The 23,640-nt window shown below is 39.0% G+C and carries 22 protein-coding genes and 1 pseudogene; 7 read left to right on the top strand and 16 right to left on the bottom strand.

All coding sequences use genetic code 11. The features are described from left to right. Window positions 1-46: 46 nt before the first annotated feature. Both gmk and AOM43_RS04795 read right to left on the bottom strand, forming a co-directional pair. Window positions 47-670: a guanylate kinase gene (gmk, locus tag AOM43_RS04790; protein WP_013925231.1), complete on the bottom strand. Its 624-nt coding sequence runs from the start codon at window positions 668-670 to the stop codon at window positions 47-49. Beyond that, window positions 660-1,544 carry a YicC/YloC family endoribonuclease gene (locus AOM43_RS04795; protein WP_013925232.1) on the bottom strand — a complete coding sequence of 295 codons (885 nt, stop codon included), beginning with the start codon at window positions 1,542-1,544 and terminating at the stop codon, window positions 660-662. The genes gmk and AOM43_RS04795 overlap by 11 nt, the downstream gene beginning before the upstream one ends. 171 nt (window positions 1,545-1,715) lie before the next feature. On the opposite strand from AOM43_RS04795, the gene AOM43_RS04800 reads away from it, so the two are divergent. Next, the gene (locus tag AOM43_RS04800; RefSeq protein ID WP_013925233.1) at window positions 1,716-2,702 is read left to right on the top strand and encodes a PLP-dependent cysteine synthase family protein; all 987 of its coding nucleotides are present in this window, start codon (window positions 1,716-1,718) and stop codon (window positions 2,700-2,702) included. After that, window positions 2,699-3,844 (top strand): trans-sulfuration enzyme family protein, encoded by a 1,146-nt coding sequence (locus AOM43_RS04805; RefSeq protein ID WP_006340184.1) that lies wholly within the window; start codon window positions 2,699-2,701, stop codon window positions 3,842-3,844. Before AOM43_RS04800 ends, AOM43_RS04805 begins: the two co-directional genes overlap by 4 nt. Here AOM43_RS04805 and AOM43_RS04810 read toward each other — a convergent pair whose 3' ends face one another. Together AOM43_RS04810 and AOM43_RS04815 are read right to left on the bottom strand one after the other, a co-directional pair. Then, window positions 3,845-5,446 carry an F-box protein gene (locus AOM43_RS04810; protein ID WP_059359271.1) on the bottom strand — a complete coding sequence of 534 codons (1,602 nt, stop codon included), beginning with the start codon at window positions 5,444-5,446 and terminating at the stop codon, window positions 3,845-3,847. It lies immediately after the preceding gene. A gap of 326 nt (window positions 5,447-5,772) precedes the next feature. Beyond that, window positions 5,773-6,927: a hypothetical protein gene (locus tag AOM43_RS04815; RefSeq protein WP_036745853.1), complete on the bottom strand. Its 1,155-nt coding sequence runs from the start codon at window positions 6,925-6,927 to the stop codon at window positions 5,773-5,775. Between the two features lie 139 nt (window positions 6,928-7,066). On the opposite strand from AOM43_RS04815, the gene AOM43_RS04820 reads away from it, so the two are divergent. Further along, a complete protein-coding gene (locus AOM43_RS04820; RefSeq protein WP_006340181.1) occupies window positions 7,067-7,369 on the top strand; it encodes a hypothetical protein in 303 nt (100 codons plus the stop codon). 38 nt (window positions 7,370-7,407) lie between these two features. On the opposite strand, the gene AOM43_RS04825 is transcribed toward AOM43_RS04820, so the two are convergent. From AOM43_RS04825 to AOM43_RS04870, 10 genes and pseudogenes are all read right to left on the bottom strand, one after another. Then, window positions 7,408-8,013: an NADPH-dependent FMN reductase gene (locus tag AOM43_RS04825; RefSeq protein WP_079978238.1), complete on the bottom strand. Its 606-nt coding sequence runs from the start codon at window positions 8,011-8,013 to the stop codon at window positions 7,408-7,410. A 61-nt stretch (window positions 8,014-8,074) separates the two neighbouring features. Continuing rightward, on the bottom strand, window positions 8,075-9,109 hold the full coding sequence (locus AOM43_RS04830) for a magnesium transporter (RefSeq protein ID WP_059359272.1): 1,035 nt from the start codon (window positions 9,107-9,109) through the stop codon (window positions 8,075-8,077). 33 nt (window positions 9,110-9,142) lie between these two features. Continuing rightward, entirely contained in the window at window positions 9,143-9,841 is a 699-nt protein-coding gene (rnhB, locus tag AOM43_RS04835; protein ID WP_079978239.1) for a ribonuclease HII, read from the bottom strand. Continuing rightward, the gene (rplS, locus tag AOM43_RS04840; RefSeq protein WP_006340176.1) at window positions 9,819-10,253 is read right to left on the bottom strand and encodes a 50S ribosomal protein L19; all 435 of its coding nucleotides are present in this window, start codon (window positions 10,251-10,253) and stop codon (window positions 9,819-9,821) included. Before rplS ends, rnhB begins: the two co-directional genes overlap by 23 nt. Before the next feature lie 39 nt (window positions 10,254-10,292). Continuing rightward, a pseudogene (gene trmD, locus AOM43_RS04845) lies at window positions 10,293-10,946 on the bottom strand (tRNA (guanosine(37)-N1)-methyltransferase TrmD); the annotation flags it as partial. A gap of 17 nt (window positions 10,947-10,963) precedes the next feature. Next, a complete protein-coding gene (gene rpsP, locus AOM43_RS04850; RefSeq protein ID WP_006340174.1) occupies window positions 10,964-11,296 on the bottom strand; it encodes a 30S ribosomal protein S16 in 333 nt (110 codons plus the stop codon). Beyond that, window positions 11,287-12,615 (bottom strand): signal recognition particle protein, encoded by a 1,329-nt coding sequence (gene ffh, locus AOM43_RS04855; RefSeq protein ID WP_059359278.1) that lies wholly within the window; start codon window positions 12,613-12,615, stop codon window positions 11,287-11,289. The genes rpsP and ffh overlap by 10 nt, the downstream gene beginning before the upstream one ends. Window positions 12,616-12,669: 54 nt before the next feature. After that, on the bottom strand, window positions 12,670-13,527 hold the full coding sequence (prmC, locus tag AOM43_RS04860; RefSeq protein WP_059359280.1) for a peptide chain release factor N(5)-glutamine methyltransferase: 858 nt from the start codon (window positions 13,525-13,527) through the stop codon (window positions 12,670-12,672). Window positions 13,528-13,534: 7 nt separating this feature from the next. Further along, window positions 13,535-14,599 (bottom strand): peptide chain release factor 1, encoded by a 1,065-nt coding sequence (gene prfA, locus AOM43_RS04865; RefSeq protein WP_006340171.1) that lies wholly within the window; start codon window positions 14,597-14,599, stop codon window positions 13,535-13,537. 62 nt (window positions 14,600-14,661) lie between these two features. Next, window positions 14,662-14,949: a type B 50S ribosomal protein L31 gene (locus AOM43_RS04870; RefSeq protein ID WP_006340170.1), complete on the bottom strand. Its 288-nt coding sequence runs from the start codon at window positions 14,947-14,949 to the stop codon at window positions 14,662-14,664. 368 nt (window positions 14,950-15,317) lie between these two features. On the opposite strand from AOM43_RS04870, the gene AOM43_RS04875 reads away from it, so the two are divergent. The 4 genes from AOM43_RS04875 to AOM43_RS04890 all read left to right on the top strand — a co-directional run bounded on the left by AOM43_RS04875 (window position 15,318) and on the right by AOM43_RS04890 (window position 21,327). After that, window positions 15,318-17,399 (top strand): ubiquitin carboxyl-terminal hydrolase, encoded by a 2,082-nt coding sequence (locus AOM43_RS04875; RefSeq protein WP_059359282.1) that lies wholly within the window; start codon window positions 15,318-15,320, stop codon window positions 17,397-17,399. Window positions 17,400-17,416: 17 nt separating this feature from the next. Continuing rightward, complete coding sequence (locus tag AOM43_RS04880; protein ID WP_059359284.1) at window positions 17,417-18,352, top strand: rhomboid family intramembrane serine protease; 936 nt, start codon at window positions 17,417-17,419, stop codon at window positions 18,350-18,352. A 383-nt stretch (window positions 18,353-18,735) separates the two neighbouring features. Continuing rightward, on the top strand, window positions 18,736-20,565 hold the full coding sequence (locus tag AOM43_RS04885) for a hypothetical protein (RefSeq protein WP_059359286.1): 1,830 nt from the start codon (window positions 18,736-18,738) through the stop codon (window positions 20,563-20,565). Window positions 20,566-20,736: 171 nt separating this feature from the next. Further along, window positions 20,737-21,327: a lipocalin/fatty acid-binding family protein gene (locus AOM43_RS04890; protein ID WP_013925241.1), complete on the top strand. Its 591-nt coding sequence runs from the start codon at window positions 20,737-20,739 to the stop codon at window positions 21,325-21,327. Between the two features lie 62 nt (window positions 21,328-21,389). On the opposite strand, the gene AOM43_RS04895 is transcribed toward AOM43_RS04890, so the two are convergent. Continuing rightward, on the bottom strand, window positions 21,390-22,334 hold the full coding sequence (locus tag AOM43_RS04895; RefSeq protein WP_013925242.1) for an MORN repeat-containing protein: 945 nt from the start codon (window positions 22,332-22,334) through the stop codon (window positions 21,390-21,392). A 194-nt stretch (window positions 22,335-22,528) separates the two neighbouring features. Then, on the bottom strand, window positions 22,529-23,578 hold the full coding sequence (locus AOM43_RS04900) for an MORN repeat-containing protein (RefSeq protein ID WP_226987401.1): 1,050 nt from the start codon (window positions 23,576-23,578) through the stop codon (window positions 22,529-22,531). Window positions 23,579-23,640 lie beyond the last annotated feature (62 nt).

Raw genomic sequence — 23,640 nt, forward strand, 5'->3', positions numbered from 1 at the left:
TAGTTAAACAAAATCAAAAAAACATTTTAATCAAATTTTCGCGTCATCAATTCTCTTGATGAGATTTGCCGCGATTTTTGTGTACTTCGGCTATTACAATACTTCTTAAAATATCATAGGCAACTTCTAAATCATCATTAATCAAGTGATAATCATAGAGAGAAGCCGCCTTTAATTCATCTTCTACGATGGCTAAGCGTTTTTCAATCACGCGACTTTCTTCCGTATTACGTCGAATCAACCGTTCTTTTAAAACATCAAGTGAAGGTGGCAAAACGAAAATAAAAGTTGCCAAAAGTTTCCCCATTAATTGTTTTGCACCTTGCGTATCAATCACCAAAACAACATGTTTTCCACTTTTTTGCTGATCTGTTATCCACTTTAACGAGGTTCCGTAATAATACCCATAAAGCTTAACATATTCAAGGAATTCCCCATCTTCTATCGCTTTCTGAAAATCGGCTTCGCTAACAAAGTGGTAATGGATTCCAGGAATTTCCCCTTGTCGAAGAGGACGAGTTGTCGTCGAAATACTCTGCACAACATTAGGGAATTCTTGCACAAGTTTTTGAACAAGTGTCGTTTTACCTGTCCCAGCGGGAGCACTTAGAATAAAAATTAATCCGTCTTTCAAATCCCCTAATGGCGATTGTGGAATGTTACTCGACATTTTGCAATTGCTCGCGGATACGTTCTAATTCAGTTTTACAATGCACAACCAAATGCGAGACTTGAACATCGGGTGTTTTTGATCCAATCGTATTGATTTCGCGATGCAACTCCTGAAGAATAAATTCCAGATTTTTCCCAATGCGATCATTGGAGGACTGGAAGAGTTGCTTACATTGGTCTAGATGAGACTGGAAACGGACAACCTCTTCTGCAATGTCAATGCGATCAGCGTAAATACAAATTTCACGAAGAATTCGCTCATCATTTTCGACGCTGCCGGGCAAAATTTCTTCCAGACGCTCTTTCAACTTTTGCCGATATTTTTCAGTCGCCTGTGTCGAGCTTCCCTTAATTTCATCAATCCCTTTTTGGAGGGAAAGAAATCTTCCTTGCATTTCTTTCTGCAAAGATTCCCCTTCAATTGTTTTCATTTCCATCAACTTCAGAAGAGCAGCTTCCACAACTTCTTTAATGGAAGCCCTATAAATCTCTACATCAACGAATTCTTCATCACTAACGATCATCCCTGGAAAGTTCAAGAAAAAATCTAAGTTAACTTGTTGATTGCATGCGGGTAATGTAGCTTGCAAGGTTTGGCAAACGGATTGCAATTGCTGAGCAAGCGGTTGATTGAGTTTTAATTTTCGAGATGCATTTTCTTCAAATGCGGCAGTTAATTTAAGACTAATTTGTCCGCGAGACACTTTTTCTGCGACCCATTTTTTGATATCGCTATCAAATTGAAGAAACTCACGGGGAAGATTCGTTTGAACTTCCAAATGTTTCCGGTTAACAGATTGAATTTCGACGGTCAAAGTTCCAATCGGGGTAGAAGCTTTGCCGCGCCCGTAGGCAGTCATACTTTTGAGCATGCAATTAACCGTTTAGTGTAAGTGATTTTTCCACAGAATACACTGTGTAAGACATTAAAATCCAGAAAAAAACAGCTATTTCATTCAAATATTAATTAACATAAATCAAATTAAGCTTGATCGTTTTTATCAATTTTTCTAGAGTCGCAATCAAAGAACTTGAGGGCCGCCATGTTCCATCCTACCATTTTAGATGTTATCGGAAATACACCTCTAGTTAAACTCAATAAAATTAATCCTTATCCACATGTCACAATCCTAGCTAAGGTTGAATTTCTAAATCCTGGCAGCAGCATTAAAGACCGAATTGTCAAATATATCATCGATGATGCGGAGAAAAAGGGATTACTAAAACCTGGCGGAACGATTGTTGAAAACACATCTGGTAACACGGGTGCAGCCGCTGCTATGATCGGTGCCATCCGAGGCTTCCGCGTAATTTTAACCATGCCAGATAAAGTTAGCAAAGAAAAGCAAAATGCGCTTAAAGCTTATGGAGCTGAGATCATCGTTTGCCCAACTTCTGCTTCTCCCGACTCCCCTGAACACTATGTCAATCGAGCCAAACAATTAGCACAAGACATTCCTAACAGCTTTCGCATTAATCAGTACGACAATCTCAAAAACCCGGAAGCTCACTATCTCACCACGGGACCCGAAATTTGGGAACAAGCCCAGGGGAAAGTGGATTATTTTGTAGCCAGTGCAAGCACCGGAGGAACGATCACAGGAGTTGGTCGCTATCTTAAAGAACACAATCCCGAAGTAAAAGTGATCATGCCAGATCCAATTGGGTCTATCTACTATGATTACTTTAAAACAGGGCACATTCCGCCAGGGGGCAACTGCAATTACCTTTTAGAAGGGATTGGGGAAGATCACATCGCACATGCATTAGACTTTTCTGTCGTCGATGACGTTGTCCCTGTGACAGATGCAAATGCTTTTCAAGTTACTCGACAACTCGCCACCATGGAAGGCCTATTGGCTGGAGGATCTTCTGGAGCAAACGTTTGGGCTGCCCTAAATTTAGCAAAATTCTTAACAAAACCTGCGACCATTGTCACCGTCCTACCTGATGGAGGAGTCAAATATTTAAGCAAAATATTTGACAATGAATGGATGGAAAATCACCATTTACTAGAGAGAACCCTATGAAATTCGCAACAAAAGCTATCCATATTGGCTATGAGCCAGAACCTCTTTATGGGGCAGTCATGCCGCCCATTTACATGACATCCACTTTTGAACAAGAGGCTCCAGGTCAAACGAAAGGATATGATTACACACGAGGCGGCAACCCCAATTTTACTCTTCTAGAAAACCTGTTAGCTTCTTTGGAAAATGCCCAGTATGCCACCGTATTTTCTTCCGGAATAGGAGCCTTAACAGCCTTGGTCAGCCAACTAAAACCGGGCGATAAAGTGATTGGAATGAATGGCGTTTACGGAGGAACATACCGCCTTTTTCATCGCATTTTTGCTCCCTTTGGTGTCCAGTTTCAATCGATTAATCCCTCAAGCCATGATGAACTTGAAGCAACTTTAAAAAAAGAAGCCCCAAAGTGGCTGCTTTTTGAAACGCCTACAAATCCCCTCTTGGAAGTTTTTGATATTGAGTTGCTCGCAAAAATAGCTAAAAAGCACGGCATATTAAGCATTGTAGATAACACCTTTGCAAGCCCTTACTGTCAAAATCCGCTAGATTTAGGTGTAGATATCGTATGGCATAGCACAACGAAATACATTGGAGGACACTCAGATGTAATTGGCGGCGTTGTAATGACCAATGACGCAGAGCTAAAAAAAGAACTCAATTTTCGACGCCTTTCATTAGGCGTTAACCCAAGCCCTTTTGATACGTGGTTGATTACACGTGGAGTCAAGACATTGGCTGTGCGCATGGAGCAACATCAAAAAAACGCCTTTGCTATTGCACAGTTTTTAGAACAACATCCAAAAGTTAAAAAAGTTTACTATCCAGGACTTCCAAGTCATTCTGGACACGTGATTGCTAAAAAACAGATGCGTAATTTTAGTGGAATGGTTTCGGCAGAATTTCAACTTGAGCTCGAGCAGACAAAAAAACTCATTTCATCTTTTAAGCTTTTTTCGCTCGCTGAAAGCTTAGGCGGCGTGGAATCTCTCGTCAATCACCCTGCTTTGATGACTCACCTCTCGATTCCTCCCGAAGAGCGAAAAAAGATGGGAATCACCGACGGGTTAATTCGCTTTTCAATAGGAATTGAAGACGCAGAGGACTTGATCGAAGATCTCGACCAAGCCCTGCAAAAAATTTAATTATCTTTGCTCAATAACAACATCCATTAGATCATCACATGCGGACTCTTCATCTGAAAGAAATCCGCATTCAGAGTCAGAATCAGTTTCAGAATCATGCGTTGAATCCACCCCAGTCCTTTTTTCATCTCCAGATTCCATTTGATCCGTGAAACTTTCATCAAGTTCCGTATCTGCCTCCAACCACATTTCCCGTTCTTTATTGGCCTTAAGCTGTTTTTTAAGGTCTTCGTTTTTGTCAATATTTGATACAAGCCGTAACACTTTTTTACTTCTATCGTTTGAGTTCGATAGATTGTTTAGATTAGCCAATTCCTGAAATTGGCCAAAGGAAATATGCATGACATCCAAAAGAAGAAGAAAACTCTTGGATGAGCCTTTCAACAAAGCAAAACAACAATTTTCATAATCCATGGCTAATTTTGCAGCACGCCACAAACCAAAAATATTTTCTTCTATAAACCAAGGAATGACACTTTCTCTATCAGAAATCATTTTTTCAATGGATTCAAAGTCTTTATCCCGAATAGCTTTCAATATGCTCTTTGCTTGTACATCGATGACATACCATGCTTTTCTTAAAGAAGAATCCTTTACAATAAGCGGTAAAAGATCAAGTAGCCTGCTTTTCAATACCTTTATATCTCCATCAAAAACCTTCAAGTATTCTTCAATTGAGCTGAACAATCTACTCAGAACGATAAGAAAAATTTCAGGGGTTCCGACTTTCAATGCATAGAGACAAAGCTCAAAACGATCGGGAATATCAACGACATAAGGTTTATCTAAATAATCCCCTCCAAGTTCTGTATCCCAAATGGGATTTTTTAATATTTCTTGGACAACTTTGGAATCTCGAATCACAATTGCGTTTGTTAAATTAATGACGTTTTGTCCGATTGTGTTGTTTATTTCTTTGAGGAAGCCGCCCTCTATCGTTTTAAACCTTTCTAGAGATCCAAATAGTTTTTTTATGACCAGATGAGAAATTTTTTCGGGAGCAATTTTCAAAGTATAGGCACAAATATCATATTTTTTTACGAGTTGGACTGTTTTCGATTTATCTGCGGAGTACTCTTGTACCATTCCCTGATTATACCAAGATGTTTCGCAATTTCTGGAATCGAGTAATAGCTGGACCAATTTTTGGCTTTTCATGTCAATTGCAGAGTATAAATTTTTAACATCGGCTTCAACTCCAAATCCAATCAGAATTTTCACAAATTCAATCGGCTGTGTAGAAACATCCAAATAAGCTGAAAGCTCCTCTTTCAAATTCTTATTCTCTAAAAAATTAGCGAACACTGAAAATTGTAAACAATTGATTCGTTTCATATCAGGGAATACTCTACACGCACATCGGACAATTTGTAAAACCTTGGCACACACTTTCTGTTGTGATGATTCAATTTTGCGACTGGAAAAAACCTTAGATTGTCGAGCAAAAATACGAATCAACTCATGTGAATATGCTTGCAACGTTTTGCAAGCCAATGAAGCAGCATCTAAATCAACTGGATTTAAGCGAGACAGGATGTTTATAAGAGGAAGATCAGGAAGAGATTCGATGGTCAATTGATCAGAAGGCGAAAGGGGTGTCATATTTTTCCTTGTAAAACGATTAGTTCTTATTTCCAAATACCGGAAACAAATTTATACTAATTGAAATGTCCTATAAGAGATTATTCAATTAAAAGCTGGCGATATCCATTTCGATATAACTTTAATATATCTCTCAAATTTTATTTGGAGCGATAAAGCCCCCTTTATCTAATCAAAAAGATTAATTAAAATCAAATCCATTGTTTGATCATTTTTTATTTTTAAATTCAGATAAACTTTGATTGAATTAAAAAAAGGAAGTGGCTTTACCATAGTAAATTACTATGGTAAAGCCACTTCCATTTAAGATTATAAAATGACTAGATTCAAAAAGAAGTATTTAAAGGATTATCAAAATCAGGAAAGTCTGCATCATCTTCTGTATCGTATTCAGAATCACCTTCTTTCGAAATGAAAGAAATATCTAAATCTATATCCATTTCATCAGGGGATTCAGAAGTTGAGTGTTCTGATTTATACTCATCATGTCGATCCGTTGGATCCAATAGCGTTGAATTTAGATCATCTTGGATTGTTGTATTCAGAGGATCCTCAGGAATTAAAAAACTTCTTAAGAGTGTTTCATCATCTAGGGCTGTTATATCGAAATCCCAGTCTCGATAAGTTTCATCTAGCTTCGTTACATCGAAATCTTGCAGGGTTTCATTGAGATCTTGAGTTGTTGTATTTAAAAGATCTTCTAGAAGTAAAAAATCTTCCCACTCTTCATCATCTTTTGAATCCAGTGTTGTTATATCAGGGTCCCACTGAGTTGTATTTGGATCCTCTTCACAATAAACTTCAACACAATCACTGTCTGTATCTAGTTCGGTATCTGAACAATCATCATCAAAAGTTTCATTCAATGCGGCTTCAAATTTTCTAAAAACCATTCCGGCAATTTCTGGGGTTACGCAATAAGACTTTATATTGTTAAAAATAGAATCTGTGTGCACTATCTCTAGTGTCTTATCGTTATCTAATTGCCATTTAAAAATTAAGCCCCCATGATCTTTTAAATCATTAAAGCGAATAGAAGAGAGCAAAAGTGCAACTAATTTCTCATCGCCTTTTTGTACAGCTTTGCACAAATTTTCAAAATCAACGATAGCACCTAACTTTAAAAAATTCGCCACAGTATCTAGATCTTGTTTTTTTACATCCAAGCATGCGGATAAATTAAAATCCAAGCCATTTTGCAAACTGTCTTGTTCTGAATAATTTCTAAAACTTTCTAGACCTATTTTGAAAAAAAATAAAGATTTGTTAATCGTTGTTGCAACCTCTGACTTAAATTTTTTTTCTTCTTTCATATATTTTAAAGAAATGTCAGAGATTACACTATAAAAATGAAACTGTTTGCACGCTAAAGAAGCAATCTGTTTATTCGAATGTGTTAAATTTCCAAACACATTCATTAAACAGCTTGGAGGAAGATCAAATAAATGAGGCTTAAAATTATTAATATTATTTAAATTCATTAAAATCACCAAAAATAAAATATTCTATTAAAACCGCGTGAATTTTATATTATTTATTATTGATTATCAAGTATAATAATTATTTAATTAAAATTATTCGCAGGTTAATAGATAAAATCAAATTTAAAGGATATTAATAATGTCATCTCCTGTACATGTTCCCTCAAATACTTATGTGCATACCTCTTTGCAAGAATCGACCAAAAAACGGGGAGCGCTGATCTTAGTTGCGGCTGCAATCAGCCTCATCGCGACAGGCATTTTATTGACAGCCTCTACGCTTGGATTGGCGGGAGGAATTGGATTTTGTATGACAGGGGTAGGAATTCCATTAGGAATTCTAGTCATAGCCATTTCGACAGGCATCCTGTGTGCAGCTGGGGCTGCAGGATATGGAACATTTTATTTAAGCAAGAAAGGGATTTCTAAATTAATGGAATAAAATAGAGGAATTAAATTAATTATAATTCCTCCGGAGATTTATTGAATGGCTTGTTGCACAATTTGTTTTAATTCAGATCCTGCTTGCGGATTTTTTAGCTTTCCCTGAGAGTCAAAAGCCTCTAAAGCATTAGGAACAACGAACTGCTGCGAGATAACTGTCCCCCCAATTCCTTCAATAATCGAACGTAAATGCGCAAGCCCTCGCGTTCCCCCTCCTTGACCAGGTGAAGCACTCATCAGAACAAATTTTTTCCCTTTGAAAGCATCTCGAGATGATCCTCCATCTTCGCTGCGAGAAGCCCAATCTAAAGCATTTTTTAAGACGGCTGAGAGCGAGCCATTATATTCAGGTGAAGCAATGAAAATCACCTGATTTTGAATCAACAATTGACGCAAACGTTTGGCATCATTAGGCATTCCTTGTTCCTTTTCGATATCCCCATCGTAAAAAGGCATTGGATAATCTTTTAAATCGATAAAGGTTACGGTTGCCCCTAGCTGCTTAGCTAAGTTTCCTGCTTCCGTAACTAGTTTCTTATTGATTGAATCGGTCCTCGTGCTTCCTGAAAAAGCCAAAACTTTTGTCTCAGCGCTCAGCATTGAGCTAGTGAACAATGACAAAGCTAATACTAATTTCCACATAAAAACTCCTATTTAAGAAAAAGGGTGTAGAATGACACTGTCACTCTAGATTTTTTTAATTCTAAATTTTACCAGACCCATATAACAGGAAACTACTTGAAATCCCTAAATAGATTGCTGTTACAACAATATCTGTGAGCATCAAAACGACGGGACCTGCAGCGACTTTGGGATCTAATGAGATGCTGTGCAAAACAATAGGCAGTAGAGACCCAAATGTGGTAACAGCCAGCATGGAAAAAATAATGCTCAAAGCAATTGCAATCAGCGGTTGATAGCGGTGATCCCAAAAAAAGTAGACACAGCCGATCAAGATTCCACAGGTTATGCCTAATAAAATAGCCGTTCCCCATTCCACAACAACCCGCTTAAAAACTCTTTTCCAGGGAATTTGTTTGTAATGTAAAAATTGCAAACTTAAAGCCATCGATTGCATTGAGACAGACTCCCCCAGAGTTAAGACCAAGGGAATAAACATGGCAATCACAATAAATTCATGCAAAACCATGTGAAAATGACTGGCAATCAATGCACAAATCAAGCCTGCAGCTAAATTACAAAGCAACCATGGCATACGATAACGAAATTCTTGAATACTCGATGTTAATTTACCCAACTCAACCGATAGACCAACCAGCTGAAAAAGCTCTTTTATTTGCTTTTTTTCACGGTAAGGAGCATGTTTATGGTGATTAACCGACATCTTTGCTGGTAATTCAAATAATCCGCAAAGCCTGCCCTCCAAATCGGTCACAGGAATGGCAATCAGCTCATGCTGAGCCATCAGCTTTAATGCGTGTCTGAGAGATTCATCCTGGCTAACACTGATAACTCCCCTGCGACATATATCGCTAAGCTTGGCTTCATGTTGACTAAATAGAATATCGCGAGTCACAACGATTCCAAGTAACCTGTTCGTATGATCAATCGTGTAGAAATAAGGCACTTCATGCGTGATTTTTTTCCCTTGCAGTGACTCCAATAATTCACCAATCGTTAAATTGTCATAGAAGGCTGTTTCGACTTCCACAACATAATAACCAATGGGTGTATCTAATTCCTTTTGGGTCAATCCTTCGGAAAAATTCAATCGCACATCTATACTCCATGAAGAGGTATTGATGTTTAATTAACATATGCTGCAATTTAATGCTTCCGCAAACATCGATTTGATGGGTTCAAATGTCTTTCGGTGAATAGGACAGGGACCATGCTCTCGAAGAGCATCTAGATGTTGTTGAGTTCCATATCCTTTATGCTGCGCAAATCCATAGGCAGGCCATTGTTGGTCGAGTTCAACCATCAAGCGATCGCGTGTTTCTTTAGCGATTATGGAAGCTGCTGCAATACAAAGAGAAAGGGAATCTCCATGAATAAGCTTTTGACAAGGAATAACGGGGTGGGGGAGTTGTAAACCATCAACGAGCAAAGTTTGAGGCTGACTCGAAAGTTGATTCACGGCATCAAGCATAGCTTGAATCGTCGCTTGTAGAATATTGATCGTATCAATGATCTCAGTCGCAACAATTCCTACGCCATAAATGACTTTTGGGTGTGTTGTAATTTCTTGAAATAATTGGGCACGCTTCTGCGGAGTTAATTTTTTACTATCATTAACCCCGGGAACCCGAAAACGTGGGGGAAGGATACAAGCAGCAGCAACTACAGGTCCTGCGAGAGGACCTCTACCGGCTTCATCGACTCCAGCTACAAGCTTGTATCCCTGTCGACGGGCTTTTTCTTCATATGTTGCCATGGTGTGCAACCTCTTAAGTTCTTGCTCATCAACTTCCTGAGAAGTCTTTCTACGCTTCTGTTGCGGGGGCACTTGCAGTCGCTTCAGTATTTTCTTCGATTGCTTTTGTTGGAGCTACTACGCGTTTGCTACGACCAACTTTGCCTTTAACTTTGGATGCTTTTCCAGAAGTACCGATTAAATAATAAAGCTTTGCACGTCTAACATCGCCTTCTTTAATCACTTCGATCTTACTGATTCGAGGACTATTTAAAGGGAATACACGCTGCATACCTTCACCGTAAGCAATACGATGCACCGTGAAAGTTTCTGCGACGCCGCCTCCGTTACGGGAAATCACTGTACCTGTAAAAATCTGAGTACGTTCTTTCTGCCCTTCGATAATGCGGATGTGTACACGCACTGTATCACCCACTCTAAAAGGGGTCACATCTTTTTTTAACTGGCTTTCTTCCAGCTTGCTAATGAGAGCTCGTTTGCTCATGAGTGTTTATCTCCTCAATTTCATTCAATCATTTTTGAGCAAGTCTGGACGGACTTGCTTTGTTTTTTCCATTGCTGCCATTTCACGCCAGTGTGCAATTTTTTGATGATCTCCACTGAGCAATACAGGCGGCACCGCCTGCCCTTCAAAAACTTCTGGTCGTGTATAATGCGGGCAGTCTAATCGTTTTTTTTCAAAAGAGTCTTCAGCTGCAGCGGATTCATGCCCCAGGATACCTGGGATAAATCGCACACAAGCGTCAACTAAAACAATTGCTGCTAAACATCCATTTGTTAACACATAGTCGCCAATGCTAATTTCCTCATCGACTTCTCGGTCTATCGCACGCTGATCAATCCCTTCATAATGGCCACAAAGTAGAACAAGATGGGAATAACCTGCCAATTCTCGACATTTTGCAGCAGTTAGGGGTTGTCCTTGTGGAGAAAGATAAATAACTCTCGTTTCGGCTTTCTTCACACTGTGAATCGCTTTTGTGACAGGTTCTGGCATTAATACCATGCCAGGTCCTCCTCCATAAGGACGATCATCTACTTTTCTATGTCGATTATCTGCAAAATCTCGGATGTTGATTAAATGGATGTCAAGCAATCCCTTTTTCCGCGCCTGCATGATGATACTCTCATCAAAAGGCCCTTTAAAATAATCTGGAAAAAGGGAGAGGATATCAATCCTTGTTTTAGACAACCTTATGCAGCTCCTTTCTTGCGCTGTTTACGCTTTGCAGCTTCTTTAGCACGAAGAGCTAATTTTTTTTCAGTTTGCTCACGAAGAACGCTTGGTGCTGCTTGCGCAACGAGGCTTTCTGTCTTTTCTGTTAACTGAGCTCCTAGATTTAGCCAATGCTGTACACGATCTGCGCGAATGAGCAAGTTTTTATCTGCTTCAGCTTCGCCTGGATTGTACCAGCCTAGATCTTCTAGATATCGTCCATCGCGTGGAGCACAGCAGTCTGTTACGACAACGCGATAAAATGGACGATTTGTCCGGCCTTGTTGTCGCAATCGAATTTTTAACGCCATAGGGATCCTCCCATCATCTTTTCTAAAGTTTTCATATTTGGTAATTTTTTAAAAAATTGCTTAGCTTGCTTAAATGATTTCACTAAGCGATTAATATCATCTATTTTAGTTCCACTTCCTGCCACAATCCGTTTGCGTCGAGGAATGGATAATTCCACTTTTTCGAAGCGCTCATCGGGAGTCATAGATTGGATCATTGCTTCGACTTTGAAGAATTCTTTTTCATCAAAATCATCTAATTTTAGTCCACTCGCACCGGGAAACATGCCGAATAGACTCTTGAGAGATCCCATTTTTTTAATCATTTGGATCTGGTTCAAGTAGTCATCGTAAGTAAAAGTCGCGGAACGAATTTTCTTTTCTAAATTCTTTGCGTCTTCTTCACTGATATGCTCTTGAGCTTTTTTGACTAAATTGATCGTATCGCCCATTCCCAAGATACGATCTGCCATGGACATTGGGTTAAAAACTTGAATATCGTCGAGTTTTTCTCCAATCCCTTCAAATTTGAGGGGCTTTCCAATGACTTCTTTAATCGAAATGGCAGCTCCCCCTCGGGTGCTTCCATCGAGCATCGTTAAAATGGTCCCAGTTACCGCAACTCGAGCATTAAATTCTGCGGCAACTTTTACAGCGTCTTGGCCTGTTGCAGCATTCGCAACAAATAAAATCTCACCGGGTTGAAGAGCATCGCGCACTTTTTCAAGTTGCAGCATCAGTTCTTCATCAACGTGTAAACGTCCAGCCGTATCGACTATCAAGACATCGTGATTTTCTTTTTTAGCTTGTGCCAAAGCTTGTTGTGCCACTTTCACGGGATCTTTTTCGCCTGGAATCGTAAAAACAGGGACTCCGATTTGCGCACCTAGCGTTTGCAGCTGGTTAATAGCCGCAGGCCGTTGTAAGTCACAAGCGACAAGCAAAGGGTTTTTACAATTGTTTTTCCGTTTCAGGTACTTAGCAAGCTTAGCGGAGTGTGTTGTCTTCCCACACCCTTGTAATCCACAAAGCATAATTACTGCTGGATTTCCAGTGAGGTTAACAGCAGCTTCAGCTCCTCCCATCAATGCGACTAATTCATCGTGCACAATTTTGATGAATTGTTGCCCAGGAGAAACAGATTTAATTAAAACGTCTCCAACAGCTTTTTCTTTCACTCGTTTAACTAACGTCTTAACGACGGAATAATTGACGTCGGCATCCAATAGCGCTAACCGCACTTCTGTCATAGCTTCCGCAATATTCTCTTCAGTCAACGTCTTTTTTCCGACGAGCTTCGAGATCAAACCTTGCATTTTTTCTGTCAATACGCCTAGCATAAATGCCTTCCGTCTTTATCCCCTGTGATAAAAGGGAGTAGGATAATCAAAAAATCATTCATTTTCAAGGAAAAAGAATCGGTCATTCCCAGACCAATCTTTCTCGAAGCGACAAATATTCCATCGACACCCCCTTGAATTTTGCTCAAAGAGGGTCTGTACGGCTGTTCCTTGGTTAAAACCAATCTCCAACCAAACCTTTCCTAATGGTTTTAAAAAAAATGGAAGCTCTGTCATCAGTCGCTTATAAAACTGCAATCCATCAGCACCGCCTAGCAAGGCTTCTTTTGGTTCATACTTCACTTCATCTTCCAAAGATTCCCAGTCAGATTCTGGGATATAGGGAGGATTACACACGAGAAAATCTGTTTGAGTCCCTTTAAAAGGCTGCAAAAAATCTCCTTGCACAAATTCTACATCAACTCGATTGAGAAAGCTATTTTCTTTTGCAACTTGCAAAGCTTTATCTGAAATATCTGCAAGAATCACCCGTAATTGAGGAAATTTCTTTTTTAGAGAGATCCCCAAACACCCGGATCCGCAACAAACATCCCATAGCACTTTGCCTGAAAGATCCTGCTGACGTAAATTTTGCGCAATTAGATCTGCTAAAATCTCTGTCTCATTTCGGGGAATCAAAACAGCAGGATTGACCTTAAAAGAGCAGTCGTAAAACTCAACTTGGCCTGTAATATACTGTAAAGGCTCTCGCAATCCTCGCCGACGCAACCCTTCTCGACATTTCTGTAATTCCACGTCTTCTAGAGGGCGATCAAATTGCAAATAAAGATCAATGGGGACAACGTGTAAAATATCACTGATTAATTGAACAGCTTGCTGCCTTGCATTAGAAATTCCCTGCTTAAGGAGATATTCTGTCGAAAGATTGAGAACTTCTAAGATGGTTTTCATGCTTTTTTTATAACTTCAATTTTTCTTGATGGAAATGCGTGACCAACGCAAGCGTGATCTCATCTAAATCCCCTTCCATCACGCGATCTAAGTTATAACGCGTTAAATTGATGCGATGATCTGTAATTCGATTTTGCGGAAAATTATAGGTTCGAATACGCTCTGAGCGGTCCCCTGAACCCACTTGCTGTGAACGATTAGAAGCAATCTCTTCCTGCTTTTTCCTCTGCTCAGCTTCCACAATCTTTGCTTTCAAAAGCCGCATAGCTTTTTCTTTGTTTTTATGCTGACTACGCTCTTCTTGGCAATAAACGACAATTCCGGTTGGATTGTGCGTTAAACGCACCGCACTATCCGTGGTATTGACGTGCTGACCACCTGCACCAGAGGATCGATAAGTGTCGACCCTTAGATCTTTTTCATCAATCACAACCTCTGTGTCTTCATCTGGCTCGAGCAAAATAGCCACTGTCATGGCAGACGTATGCACACGTCCCTGGGCTTCTGTTTCTGGGACGCGCTGAACACGATGAGTTCCCCCTTCATAATGAAGGAAGCGATAAACGTTTTGCCCAGACAAAACCATGACATATTCTTTAAAACCACCCATTTCGGATGGGGTGCAAGAAAGAAGCTCGTAGCGCCATCCTTTGGAATCCGCATAGAGCTTATACATGCGCACACAATCACCCACAAAAAGAGCAGCCTCATCTCCGCCTGTTCCAGCGCGTAATTCCACAATGGTATTGCGATGGTCATTTGGATCGGGAGGCACAAGAAGATTTTCTAAATCTACCTGTAATTTTTCCACTAAACTTCGTAAATTGCGCGTGTCTTCTTCCAAAACTTCTTTCAGTTCGGCATTAGCTTCATCGGCAAGCATCTCTTGGTTATCTTCGATCTGCTTGTTGGATTTAACCATTTTTTCCCAAACAGATTTTAACTCACTTAAATATGCATGCTCTTGAGTCAAAGCTCGATAGCGCTTTTGATCTTGAAAAACCTCTGGATTTCCCAGGGCCTCTTCAAGATCAGGCAACTTTGAAAGAAGTTTTGTGATTTTGGCTTCCATTACATCTTTTTGGTTGATTGATTAGCGATGAAGGTCATTAATTCATGAAAGCTTAAAAACGGTTATTGCTCATCATCATTTGCTTTTTGCTCATCGGCATTTTTCTGAGCTTTTGACATATAACGTTTTTTAAATTTATCCACACGACCTTCGGAATCAACAAACTGTTTACTTCCTGTAAAAAATGGGTGGGAAGCAGAAGAAACAGGAACACGGTAAGCTGGGTATTCTGTACCTTCAAATACTTCTTTTTCTTTTGGCTGCAAAGTAGAACCACAAACAAATCGATGACCTGTCGCAGAATCAACAAACAAAATTTTCTGATATTTTGGATGTGTATTTTTTTTCATGAAAACTCCAAACAATTATGGTTTCCCTTTTTCGCGTTTGCGATAATGAGGAATTAGGGCCTTTTTTATTGAACTTGTTACTGACATCTTCGCCGATTAAATCGTGATTTTTGGGTTCAAGCAATTCCGACAGAATCTAACCCCAAGTTGATGCCCCAACTCGATAAATTTTTCATGTATAAAAAATAGATAATTAGCTAATAAATAACAAGCAAAAAAGCAGGAAGATCGGCACTCTAGAGCCCCCATTCAGCAAAAATTCCCCTTTAAAACCCTAAAAACCCTTAAACTTTTTTAAAGATAAAATAACTCGAGTATGTTATTATAATAGTATACAATTTAACTAATAAGTTTTAAGGTGATAATCTATGCCTACTGTTTTTGGTCAATTTTTTTCGAGGGATCATTGGAAAAATCCTTTTACTATTCAGGTTACCTCCGTCACAGATCAAACAAAAATAGAGGAAGCAAAAATCGGTGTAGGAAAAAGAATCACAGTGATTTTTCTTGCTGTAACAAGCGGTGTCTTTACCCTTGGAATTTTGGCTGCGCCTGTTTTCTTTCTTTCGGCCTCGGCTTTTAAAAATTTAGAATTATATCAAAGAAGAAAAGCAACCAAGCTTTCAGGCCAGCCGGGTAACCATCAGAATGTTCCCAAACCAGGACAACCAACCACCCCTAAACCAGCAAATGATGCTGATGCTTCTTCAAAACCAACAACAGAGCAACCTGTTAAGTCAGATAAACCGACTTCGACAGCGACATCCCCTACAATTCAAGCCCCACCACCCCCAAGCACACCCAAACCAAATCGCAAAAGACAGTCAAAAAATCCACAATCCACTAATCTTACGCCAGCTTCTCAAACACAGAAACTGACCCCAACAAAATCTAAACAGCCGAATACATCTAAGCATATTCATGTTTTGACAATCCCTGAAGGCCAAGACCTTCCACTTCCACCGCCTACCGGTATCAAAGTTGGATTAACAAATCTAGCAAATACATGCTGGTTAAATTCCTCTCTAAAATTTATGGCCAGCACAGTTTTTTGGGATCAGATTTACGCCATGGAAGTGAACGATGCGAGTTTACATATGACAACCTCTGAAGAGGTTGTAGAAAAGTTCCAAAAAGATTTAAAAGATTTTCTGTCTGCGTTACAAAATCGATATCACACTACCAAAGAAGAGCGGGACCAGTTGCGCAACTTTGTTAGAGATTACAACTTACTTTTCTCTAAAACAGATCTCTTTACAGTCGGGTCCAAATTAAAGCCAAGTGCCGATTTTCAAAGACGCTTAAAAAATCTTATTACAAATTTAGGCCAAGAAAATGATGCTGGAGACAATGAAAGGCTTATCACACCAGAAAATCAAGAATTAATCGGAGACTTGGTCAATAATAACTGGACAACACTTTTTGATACTGCTCTGATTAAACACGCAATTAACCAGAATAATCGTTACCAAGATAAAATCCGCGATTTTCAAAAAGCCCTCAAAAACATGATCTATACTTTAAGAACGCAAGAGGGGTATATTGATAGAAGTGCGTGTCAAAAATTCGAGAGATTGGTGACAAATCTTATGCGCGATGACACTGCGGCGGGAACCGGAGGGCAAATGGATGCAAACGAATTTTTCCTTACCCTACAGAGAGTTTTTGATCTTAAAGACGAAAGCAAAAATGACTTTTTCCGAAGTGTGACACTTTATCAACCAATCAAACAAAATGCTCCCCTACAAGTGGATCATCCACTTCAAAAGACCAAAGATAACGCCCACTTTCCTTCTTTTGATACTTCAACGCCAATCTTTAAAATAACGATTGTGCCTGAAGATGCCCATTCAAAATTCCCCATTTCTTTTATGGAAGCTTTACATAATCCCGATATAACGACCGTTCGAGCTGATTTTGCCATAGAAAACGAACCTGTAGAACTACTGGCAGAGGGAACTGAATTTAAAACAGAGAATTACCCTGTGCATTTGCCTCCATTGTTAAATCTTTTCTTCCCTAGAGTTGTTTCTGTCGTAAAAAATGGAAGAGTCGTCATTGAAAATGGAGGAATCAAGCAGGAGAGATGCAATCGCCCCTATGACATCGATAACAATGGTCGCATCACACTGGAAGAATACGAAGCTGAAGCAATCGGTCAATATGAGCGTGAACCTTGGAATATTTCGCCAAAAAATCTATGTACTTACGAAATTTGCTCCGCGATTGTCCATGGAGGATCCAGTCGTAGTGGACATTATGTATCTATCCAGAAAACCGAGAATGGGCAATACCTTTACCACAGTGATAGAGACGTTAGATTCCTATCTGCTGAAGAAGCTTTGAAGAAAATACGCAACGAAGCTACTTTTTTGCAATTTAGACGAGTCGAAACTAGACCTTTTTCAAAAGCTGATAAACTACTAAGTCTGACTAGAGGTCAGGAATAAGCAAAAAGAGAATAAGCATGAGACCTACAACCCTATATTCCCAGTTTGGACCGGAGTGGACACCTCCGCTCATTAAGCAATTGATTATCGCAATCGCAAGTGTTAGCATTATTTGCGCACTTTTACATCCTTTATTTGCCCATGTATTTGGCGTGCTTTCTCCCGCACAATGGTTGAGTCTTTCTAAGTATGGAATGTCAAATTATTTTATATGGCAACCCTTGACTTACCCATTCATCCAAGAAGGGACTTTCTATGGAATTAGCTTGTCCTACCTAATCTCTCTTTGTTTTAACATGTACATTTTGTGGGTTGTGGGAACTGCCGTCATGGAGCGGATTAACAACCGCGGTTTTATTTTGCTGGCCACATCGGCTGCAATTCTAAGTGGATTGATGGGTTTGTTAGCGATGTATATCGGGGGATCAAATGGTTACCTATCCGGACCTGCCCCCATTATTCTAGCTCTATTTGTTGTATGGACTTGTCTATACTCTGAAAGTGAAATCCTGCTGTTTTTCGTATTCCCCATCAAAACAAAATGGCTTCTTGCAGGTGTTGCTGGCATTCTATTGCTTATATCACTTTCCCACGCCGATGGTGTCTCGCTGTTATTTTATGGAACAGGCATGCTGGTCGGTTATCTTTATGCTGTTACCGTATTAGGCCTACGCACCCCTTTTTCTTGGACGCACCCACTGGATGATCGGCTTACCATTTGGTACGATCACGGAATGAAATTCTTCAGAAGATGGTTTAAAAAAAGCGATCAAGAGTCAAGTAAAGCAAAAATCTTCGATATTAAATCTGGGGATCCTGTTTTTAATGATGATGATCAGTTTATTGATGCTATGCTAACAAAAATTTCTCGTGATGGAGAAAAATCTTTAAGTGCGGGCGAAAGAAGACGCATGCGAGAAATCTCTGAGCGTAAAAATCAAAAAGTCAATTAATCCATCCAAGCTAAATTTGTGGAATAAGTTTGAGGAATAAATCCCTTGGCTTATTCCAATTTCTTTTTACAATTTGTTCATATTAAGAATCAAATCTGATCATAATTGAGCATAAAATATTCACCTACAAACAACGTACTCCTGAGATTAATTAAATCAACTAATGAAACAGAACCACAATCAACTATCTCAATTTAATTAATTTAAACTATCAATATTCAAAAGGTTCTAAATAAGAACTTATTTTCAACTATTTTTTCTGTAAGCTAACAATATTGTCTTTTCTTATTTTCAAATTTATTTTATTTCTTGGGTATTGAGAAATTGATTTCTGGATTTAGAAAACCGAGCATCCGATTAAACCACACCTAGCGAGGAAAAATATGAAATTTCTGCGAACGCTTCCCTCCCTGATTTTAACCTTAACCTGCACAATGAACAGTCTCTACGCCGAATGGTCATCACCTGTAGATATCGCAGGATGGACAACTCCTGTAGACCTTTCTGCCCCCGGCCAAAATGCTTCTATTCCAAGAGTGGCTACGGATCCCCTAGGTAACGCAGTTGCTGTGTGGGGCCGTTTTAACGGAACTAATTTAATCATTCAAGCCTCTAGCCTTGCTTATGGTGGTATTTGGTCTGAGCCTTTTAACCTGTCAATCATAGGAAGAAGCGCGACCTCTCCTCAAGTCGCTGTTGACCCGCTCGGAAACGCTGTTGCTGTTTGGAGCCGAAATGATGGCTCAAATGGCATTATTCAAGCTTCTACTCAAAATTTTGGAGGTAACTGGTCCGTCCCGACTAATCTTTCCCCTCCGGGACAAACCGCAACTAATCCACAAGTTATTATAGATCAAAATGGAAACGCCGTGGCTATTTGGGAAAGATCGAATGGAATGCATCTGGTTATTCAAGCCTCCACATTACCCCGCAATGGAAGCTGGTCGACGCCCGTCGATATCTCTCTTCCTGGTCAGGAAGCCCTTTTACCGCAATTAACTGTAAACTTGAGCGGAAATGTGCTTGCTGTTTGGAAAAGGTTTGATGGAACCCATTATCTTATCGAATCTGCAGCGCTTCCATACGGGGGAAAATGGTCACCTCCAACAATTCTCTCACTGCCTGGGCAAAATGCTGATAAACCACAAATTGCTCTTGATGCCGCCGGAGAAGCCATTGCTCTTTGGAGCCGATACAATGGCAACAAAAATGTGATTCAAAGCTGCCAATCTACTTTTGGTGGAGCTTGGAGCATACCTAAAAACCTTTCTTCCGAAACAATAAATGCACAGAATCCCCGTATCAACATGGCTCAAGGAGGAAAAGCGACAGCAATAGCCTTGTGGGAAGATACAACGAATCATGAAATTCAATCCATGAAAATGTCTCAAAACGCTTGGGAAGAGGCTATCGTGGTCTCGAATTCCTCAGAATTTTCCACCGTTCCGCAAGTTGCAATGGACTTTCACGGAAATGCGATCGCCATTTGGCAAAATCCAATCAAAAAAGTCATTCAGGCAGCCGCATTGCCTTTTAACGGAAAATGGTCCTTGCCTGAAGATTTATCTGAGTCTGGTCAATATGCCATTGCACCACAAATTGTGCTAGATTCCAAAGGAAATGGTGTTGCTGTTTGGATTCGATCAAATGGAACACATAATATTGTCCAGGCATCGTCCGGTTTTAATTTATTCAATCGCCCTGAAGAAGAACCTTTGGAAGCAGAAGATGAAGAAGAAATTGTAGAGGAAGACATTGAAGCAGAACCCACACCTTCAGAAGAGTCCTCTCAACCTGAAGAAGTCGTTGAGGAAGAAGTGCCGACACAGCAACCTTCACAACCAGAAGAAATTCCAGCAACTCCATTGCCAAACGCGGAACCTCCCGCAACACCCCCACAACCTCCACGTCGTCCAGTTGTTGCTTCTCCACAACTTGCCCCCCCTACAAATTTTAAAGTGAAAGTTGTAAAACAATCTTTCTTTTCTCAAAAAGTGCGCGTGCATAAATTATCCTGGAACCCAAGTCCAGATAAAAACGCAAGTGGCTATTTATTAATAAGAAATGGAAAAACGATTGCAAGTATTCCTGCAAAAGGCCCCTTTACCTTCTCTGACGTGAGAAAGAAAAAGAAAGGCGCAGATGTTTACCAATTATATGCATTCACAAAGACAGGCCTGAAGAGCTCTACATTAACTCTAGTAGTCCCTTAAAGGCTGAATGGAATGAGAGCTGAATCAAGGAGGTTTTTGTCAGCTCTTCAATTCCCCATGAATAAAATTTTTAGAGTTTTAAAAAATTTCAGGCATTCCTGAATAGGGATGCCATACTTCTTGAGAAGTATAAGATGGTATTATTAATTCCTACATATAGAGGATATGGCCATGAGAATTGTTATTTTTCTAATTGCAATATGCTTACCCCTATTAGAACTTTCCGCATTCGATCTTAAATGCGGCTGGGAACCAGAAGTGCGAGCCGCAGCTTTTTATCCTTCGTCAAAAAAATTTAGAAAAATTTACCACGAGTGGGATGCCGACTATCAAATTGAAATTTCGAAATCGATTTGTTACGGATTTTCCGGTTGGGTAAATGGATCATGGCTGACCGAAAGAGGGCGCTCAAAAGGGGATATAAAAAATTCCTCACGCATTAGCATTGTTCCAATCAGCTTTGGAGCCAAATATTCTTATCAATTTGCATCTTGCTGGAAAGCCTATGCAGGGGTAGGAGCTTGCTACACATTTCTACGGATGAAGGATCACTCACCGTTCGTTGATAATCATCTCCACAAACAATCATGGGGTGGTGTCGCAAAAACAGGTATTCAATTTTATTGGAAATGCTTATTTTTTGACTTATTTGCTGACTATTTGTATCAACCCTTTCATTTCTCTAATACGTCAAAAGTAAAACGAGACAATGTCAATGTGGGAGGCTATAAATTGGGGTTGGGAATAGGTTTTCGCTTATAATTTAATAGGAAAAAGCCATGGTTGATGCAACCATGGCTTTAATTTCGATTCAGAAGAAGTGATTACTTAGAAATCTTTTTTCCTTTTAAGAAATTTAAAATTTTCTCACTTAAACTTTTTTCGGGCTGCTGCTGCTGCAAACCGTTAACATATCTATATTTTTTGCCCTTTTTATAACTTAAAATTCCATTATAAAGGTCACCATCTTTAAATTCACCCTTCTCTTTACAACCATCATTGTATCGCAATTCGCCCTTTCCATGATATTTGCCAGACTGACATTCTCCTACGTACTTCTTACCTGAAGAATAAGTTATAGTTCCCTTAAAAAGCGTCTCTCTAAATTGTCCAACATATGTGTGTTCACAGGTTTCTTCTTTAGTAGCTGTGCACTTTAAAATTCCACGTCCATGGTGTTTGTCTTTCTTAACTTTCCCCTCGTAGATAGCTTGAATGGCACCACTATTTCTATCCTTATAAACAATCACTCCATTACCATTAAGTTCGTTGTTTTTAAAGTGCCCCTCATATTCCCTTTCACTATCTACGTATCTGCCCAGCCCATTAAAGTTTCCATCAGCATTTTCTTTTGCGCCTTCAAAACCAGAAAAGGTCCCTTTCAGTGCAATTTTTTCTTCGATTTTTGTAGAAATATACGTGGTTAAATCGATTCCATATCTTTTCTTCTCTGCATTAAATTCTTTTTGAGTTATTCCAAATTTTTTTCGTAAACTACTTGCATTGACTTTAACATATGCTTCTTTAAAACAACCTTGTTCTTGAGGGTTTTCCACTACAACTTTTAGTAAAACAGCTCCCTCCCAGAAACGAATCTTTGGCTGATTAATAGCCGAGTAAAGTTTTAAAGACTTCAAGGCAATTGAAAACCTGGGATCACTTTTTAATCCGTCAAAAGAAATACGGTTTTTATTCTTTCCAGTACTTTTTTCTGGAAACAATGTCTTTTGAGCTGAAAAATGTCCTATATAAGATCTAATAGATGTCATAACATATTCCTCTTGTTATTTTTTATAAAAAATCATACACTTTTTATTAATAAATTTCAACATTTTAAATAAAAAAAGTATATCATTCAACTAAAAGCATGTCATTTAACTATTTATTTTTTGGACAATTTGTTAACCTTTGCAATATCAATATGAAAGTTATTCATTTTGATAGAGAATAGGACAACAATTAATTATTTGAAAAGATTAAACTTCTTTATAAACCTAGTGATTTTTTCTTTTAAATTCTTTGCGGGTGGGATCTTCATTACTTCACCATTCACTACGCTGTATTTCCTGCCTCTTCTATATCTTATACCCTCAAATAGCTCACCCTTTTTAAACTCACCTTTTTCTTTATCGCCATTTTTAAAAATTCTCAAGCCCTTAACAAATTCTTCATCTTCAAATATTCCTTTCTCTCGATCCCCATTTTCGAGAATTTTAATGCCTTTTGTAAGCTCATTATTTACAAATACGCCCTTCTCTTTTTCCCCATTCTGATATGTACATTTTCCTCTTCCGTTAAAATCATCATCTTTAAATTTTCCGACATATTTTTTGCCATTCGTATAGGTTATTGTTCCTAATCCATGGAATTTTCCATTTCTGAATTGTCCTTCATATGTGTATCCAGGAAAATTTTTTCTCTCGGGGTACCTGAAAACACCCTGACCATTAGGCTCATTATTCTTAAATAATCCCTGATACACTGATCCATCTTGGTCGGTCAAAATTCCTTTTCCATGGTATAATCCATTCCTATAATGGCCTTCGTATTCGTTATGCATTCCTACATGTCGACCAATCCCATGCGGTGTTTTTCCATCAGCTTTCTTTGCTCCTTTATGACCTAAATTGGAAACATTTTTCTTTTCTTCGATTTTTTCTTTAATTTTATTGGAGACAAATTTAGTTAAATCCGCTCCGTATTGTTTTTTTGCAGAATTAAATTCTTCTTGAGTTATCCCAAATCTTTTTCGCAAACTACTTTCATTCACTTTGGCAATGACTGTACAGCCGTCGGAATCTAAAATTTTTAATAAAACAACCCCTTTCTTCTGTTCAATTTTTTGTTCCTCTTTATAAAATTTTAAAGATGCCAAAGCAATTGAAAATCTTGAATCATTTTCTAAACCTTGAAAGAAAAGACGTCCTTTTTCTTTTCCAACGCTTTTTTCTGGAAAAAAAATCAATTTCGCAGTTGATATTTTTGCACTATGTACTTGAATAGACATACTCATAAAAAAACCCTCTAAAAAATAATAAGTAAGTTCACATTTTATAACACAAAAAAATATATTTC

Origin of the sequence: Parachlamydia acanthamoebae (assembly GCF_000875975.1) — a bacterium.
In the GTDB taxonomy this organism is placed as follows: domain Bacteria; phylum Chlamydiota; class Chlamydiia; order Chlamydiales; family Parachlamydiaceae; genus Parachlamydia; species Parachlamydia acanthamoebae.

Excerpts from the sequence above, each read along its gene's own strand:
- AOM43_RS04875 (WP_059359282.1), top strand. The coding sequence starts at position 15,318 with ATGCCTACTGTTTTTGGTCAATTTTTTTCGAGGGATCATTGGAAAAAT.
- AOM43_RS04880 (WP_059359284.1), top strand. The coding sequence starts at position 17,417 with ATGAGACCTACAACCCTATATTCCCAGTTTGGACCGGAGTGGACACCT.
- rpsP (WP_006340174.1), bottom strand. The coding sequence starts at position 11,296 with ATGGCGTTAAAAATTCGATTGCGACAACAAGGCCGGACAAATCGTCCA.
- AOM43_RS04825 (WP_079978238.1), bottom strand. The coding sequence starts at position 8,013 with ATGTGGAAATTAGTATTAGCTTTGTCATTGTTCACTAGCTCAATGCTG.
- AOM43_RS04805 (WP_006340184.1), top strand. The coding sequence starts at position 2,699 with ATGAAATTCGCAACAAAAGCTATCCATATTGGCTATGAGCCAGAACCT.
- AOM43_RS04820 (WP_006340181.1), top strand. The coding sequence starts at position 7,067 with ATGTCATCTCCTGTACATGTTCCCTCAAATACTTATGTGCATACCTCT.
- rplS (WP_006340176.1), bottom strand. The coding sequence starts at position 10,253 with ATGAGCAAACGAGCTCTCATTAGCAAGCTGGAAGAAAGCCAGTTAAAA.
- prfA (WP_006340171.1), bottom strand. The coding sequence starts at position 14,599 with ATGGAAGCCAAAATCACAAAACTTCTTTCAAAGTTGCCTGATCTTGAA.
- AOM43_RS04900 (WP_226987401.1), bottom strand. The coding sequence starts at position 23,578 with ATGAGTATGTCTATTCAAGTACATAGTGCAAAAATATCAACTGCGAAA.
- AOM43_RS04895 (WP_013925242.1), bottom strand. The coding sequence starts at position 22,334 with ATGACATCTATTAGATCTTATATAGGACATTTTTCAGCTCAAAAGACA.
- AOM43_RS04810 (WP_059359271.1), bottom strand. The coding sequence starts at position 5,446 with ATGACACCCCTTTCGCCTTCTGATCAATTGACCATCGAATCTCTTCCT.
- prmC (WP_059359280.1), bottom strand. The coding sequence starts at position 13,527 with ATGAAAACCATCTTAGAAGTTCTCAATCTTTCGACAGAATATCTCCTT.
- AOM43_RS04885 (WP_059359286.1), top strand. The coding sequence starts at position 18,736 with ATGAAATTTCTGCGAACGCTTCCCTCCCTGATTTTAACCTTAACCTGC.
- AOM43_RS04890 (WP_013925241.1), top strand. The coding sequence starts at position 20,737 with ATGAGAATTGTTATTTTTCTAATTGCAATATGCTTACCCCTATTAGAA.
- AOM43_RS04815 (WP_036745853.1), bottom strand. The coding sequence starts at position 6,927 with ATGAATTTAAATAATATTAATAATTTTAAGCCTCATTTATTTGATCTT.
- ffh (WP_059359278.1), bottom strand. The coding sequence starts at position 12,615 with ATGCTAGGCGTATTGACAGAAAAAATGCAAGGTTTGATCTCGAAGCTC.
- AOM43_RS04800 (WP_013925233.1), top strand. The coding sequence starts at position 1,716 with ATGTTCCATCCTACCATTTTAGATGTTATCGGAAATACACCTCTAGTT.
- gmk (WP_013925231.1), bottom strand. The coding sequence starts at position 670 with ATGTCGAGTAACATTCCACAATCGCCATTAGGGGATTTGAAAGACGGA.
- AOM43_RS04795 (WP_013925232.1), bottom strand. The coding sequence starts at position 1,544 with ATGCTCAAAAGTATGACTGCCTACGGGCGCGGCAAAGCTTCTACCCCG.
- AOM43_RS04870 (WP_006340170.1), bottom strand. The coding sequence starts at position 14,949 with ATGAAAAAAAATACACATCCAAAATATCAGAAAATTTTGTTTGTTGAT.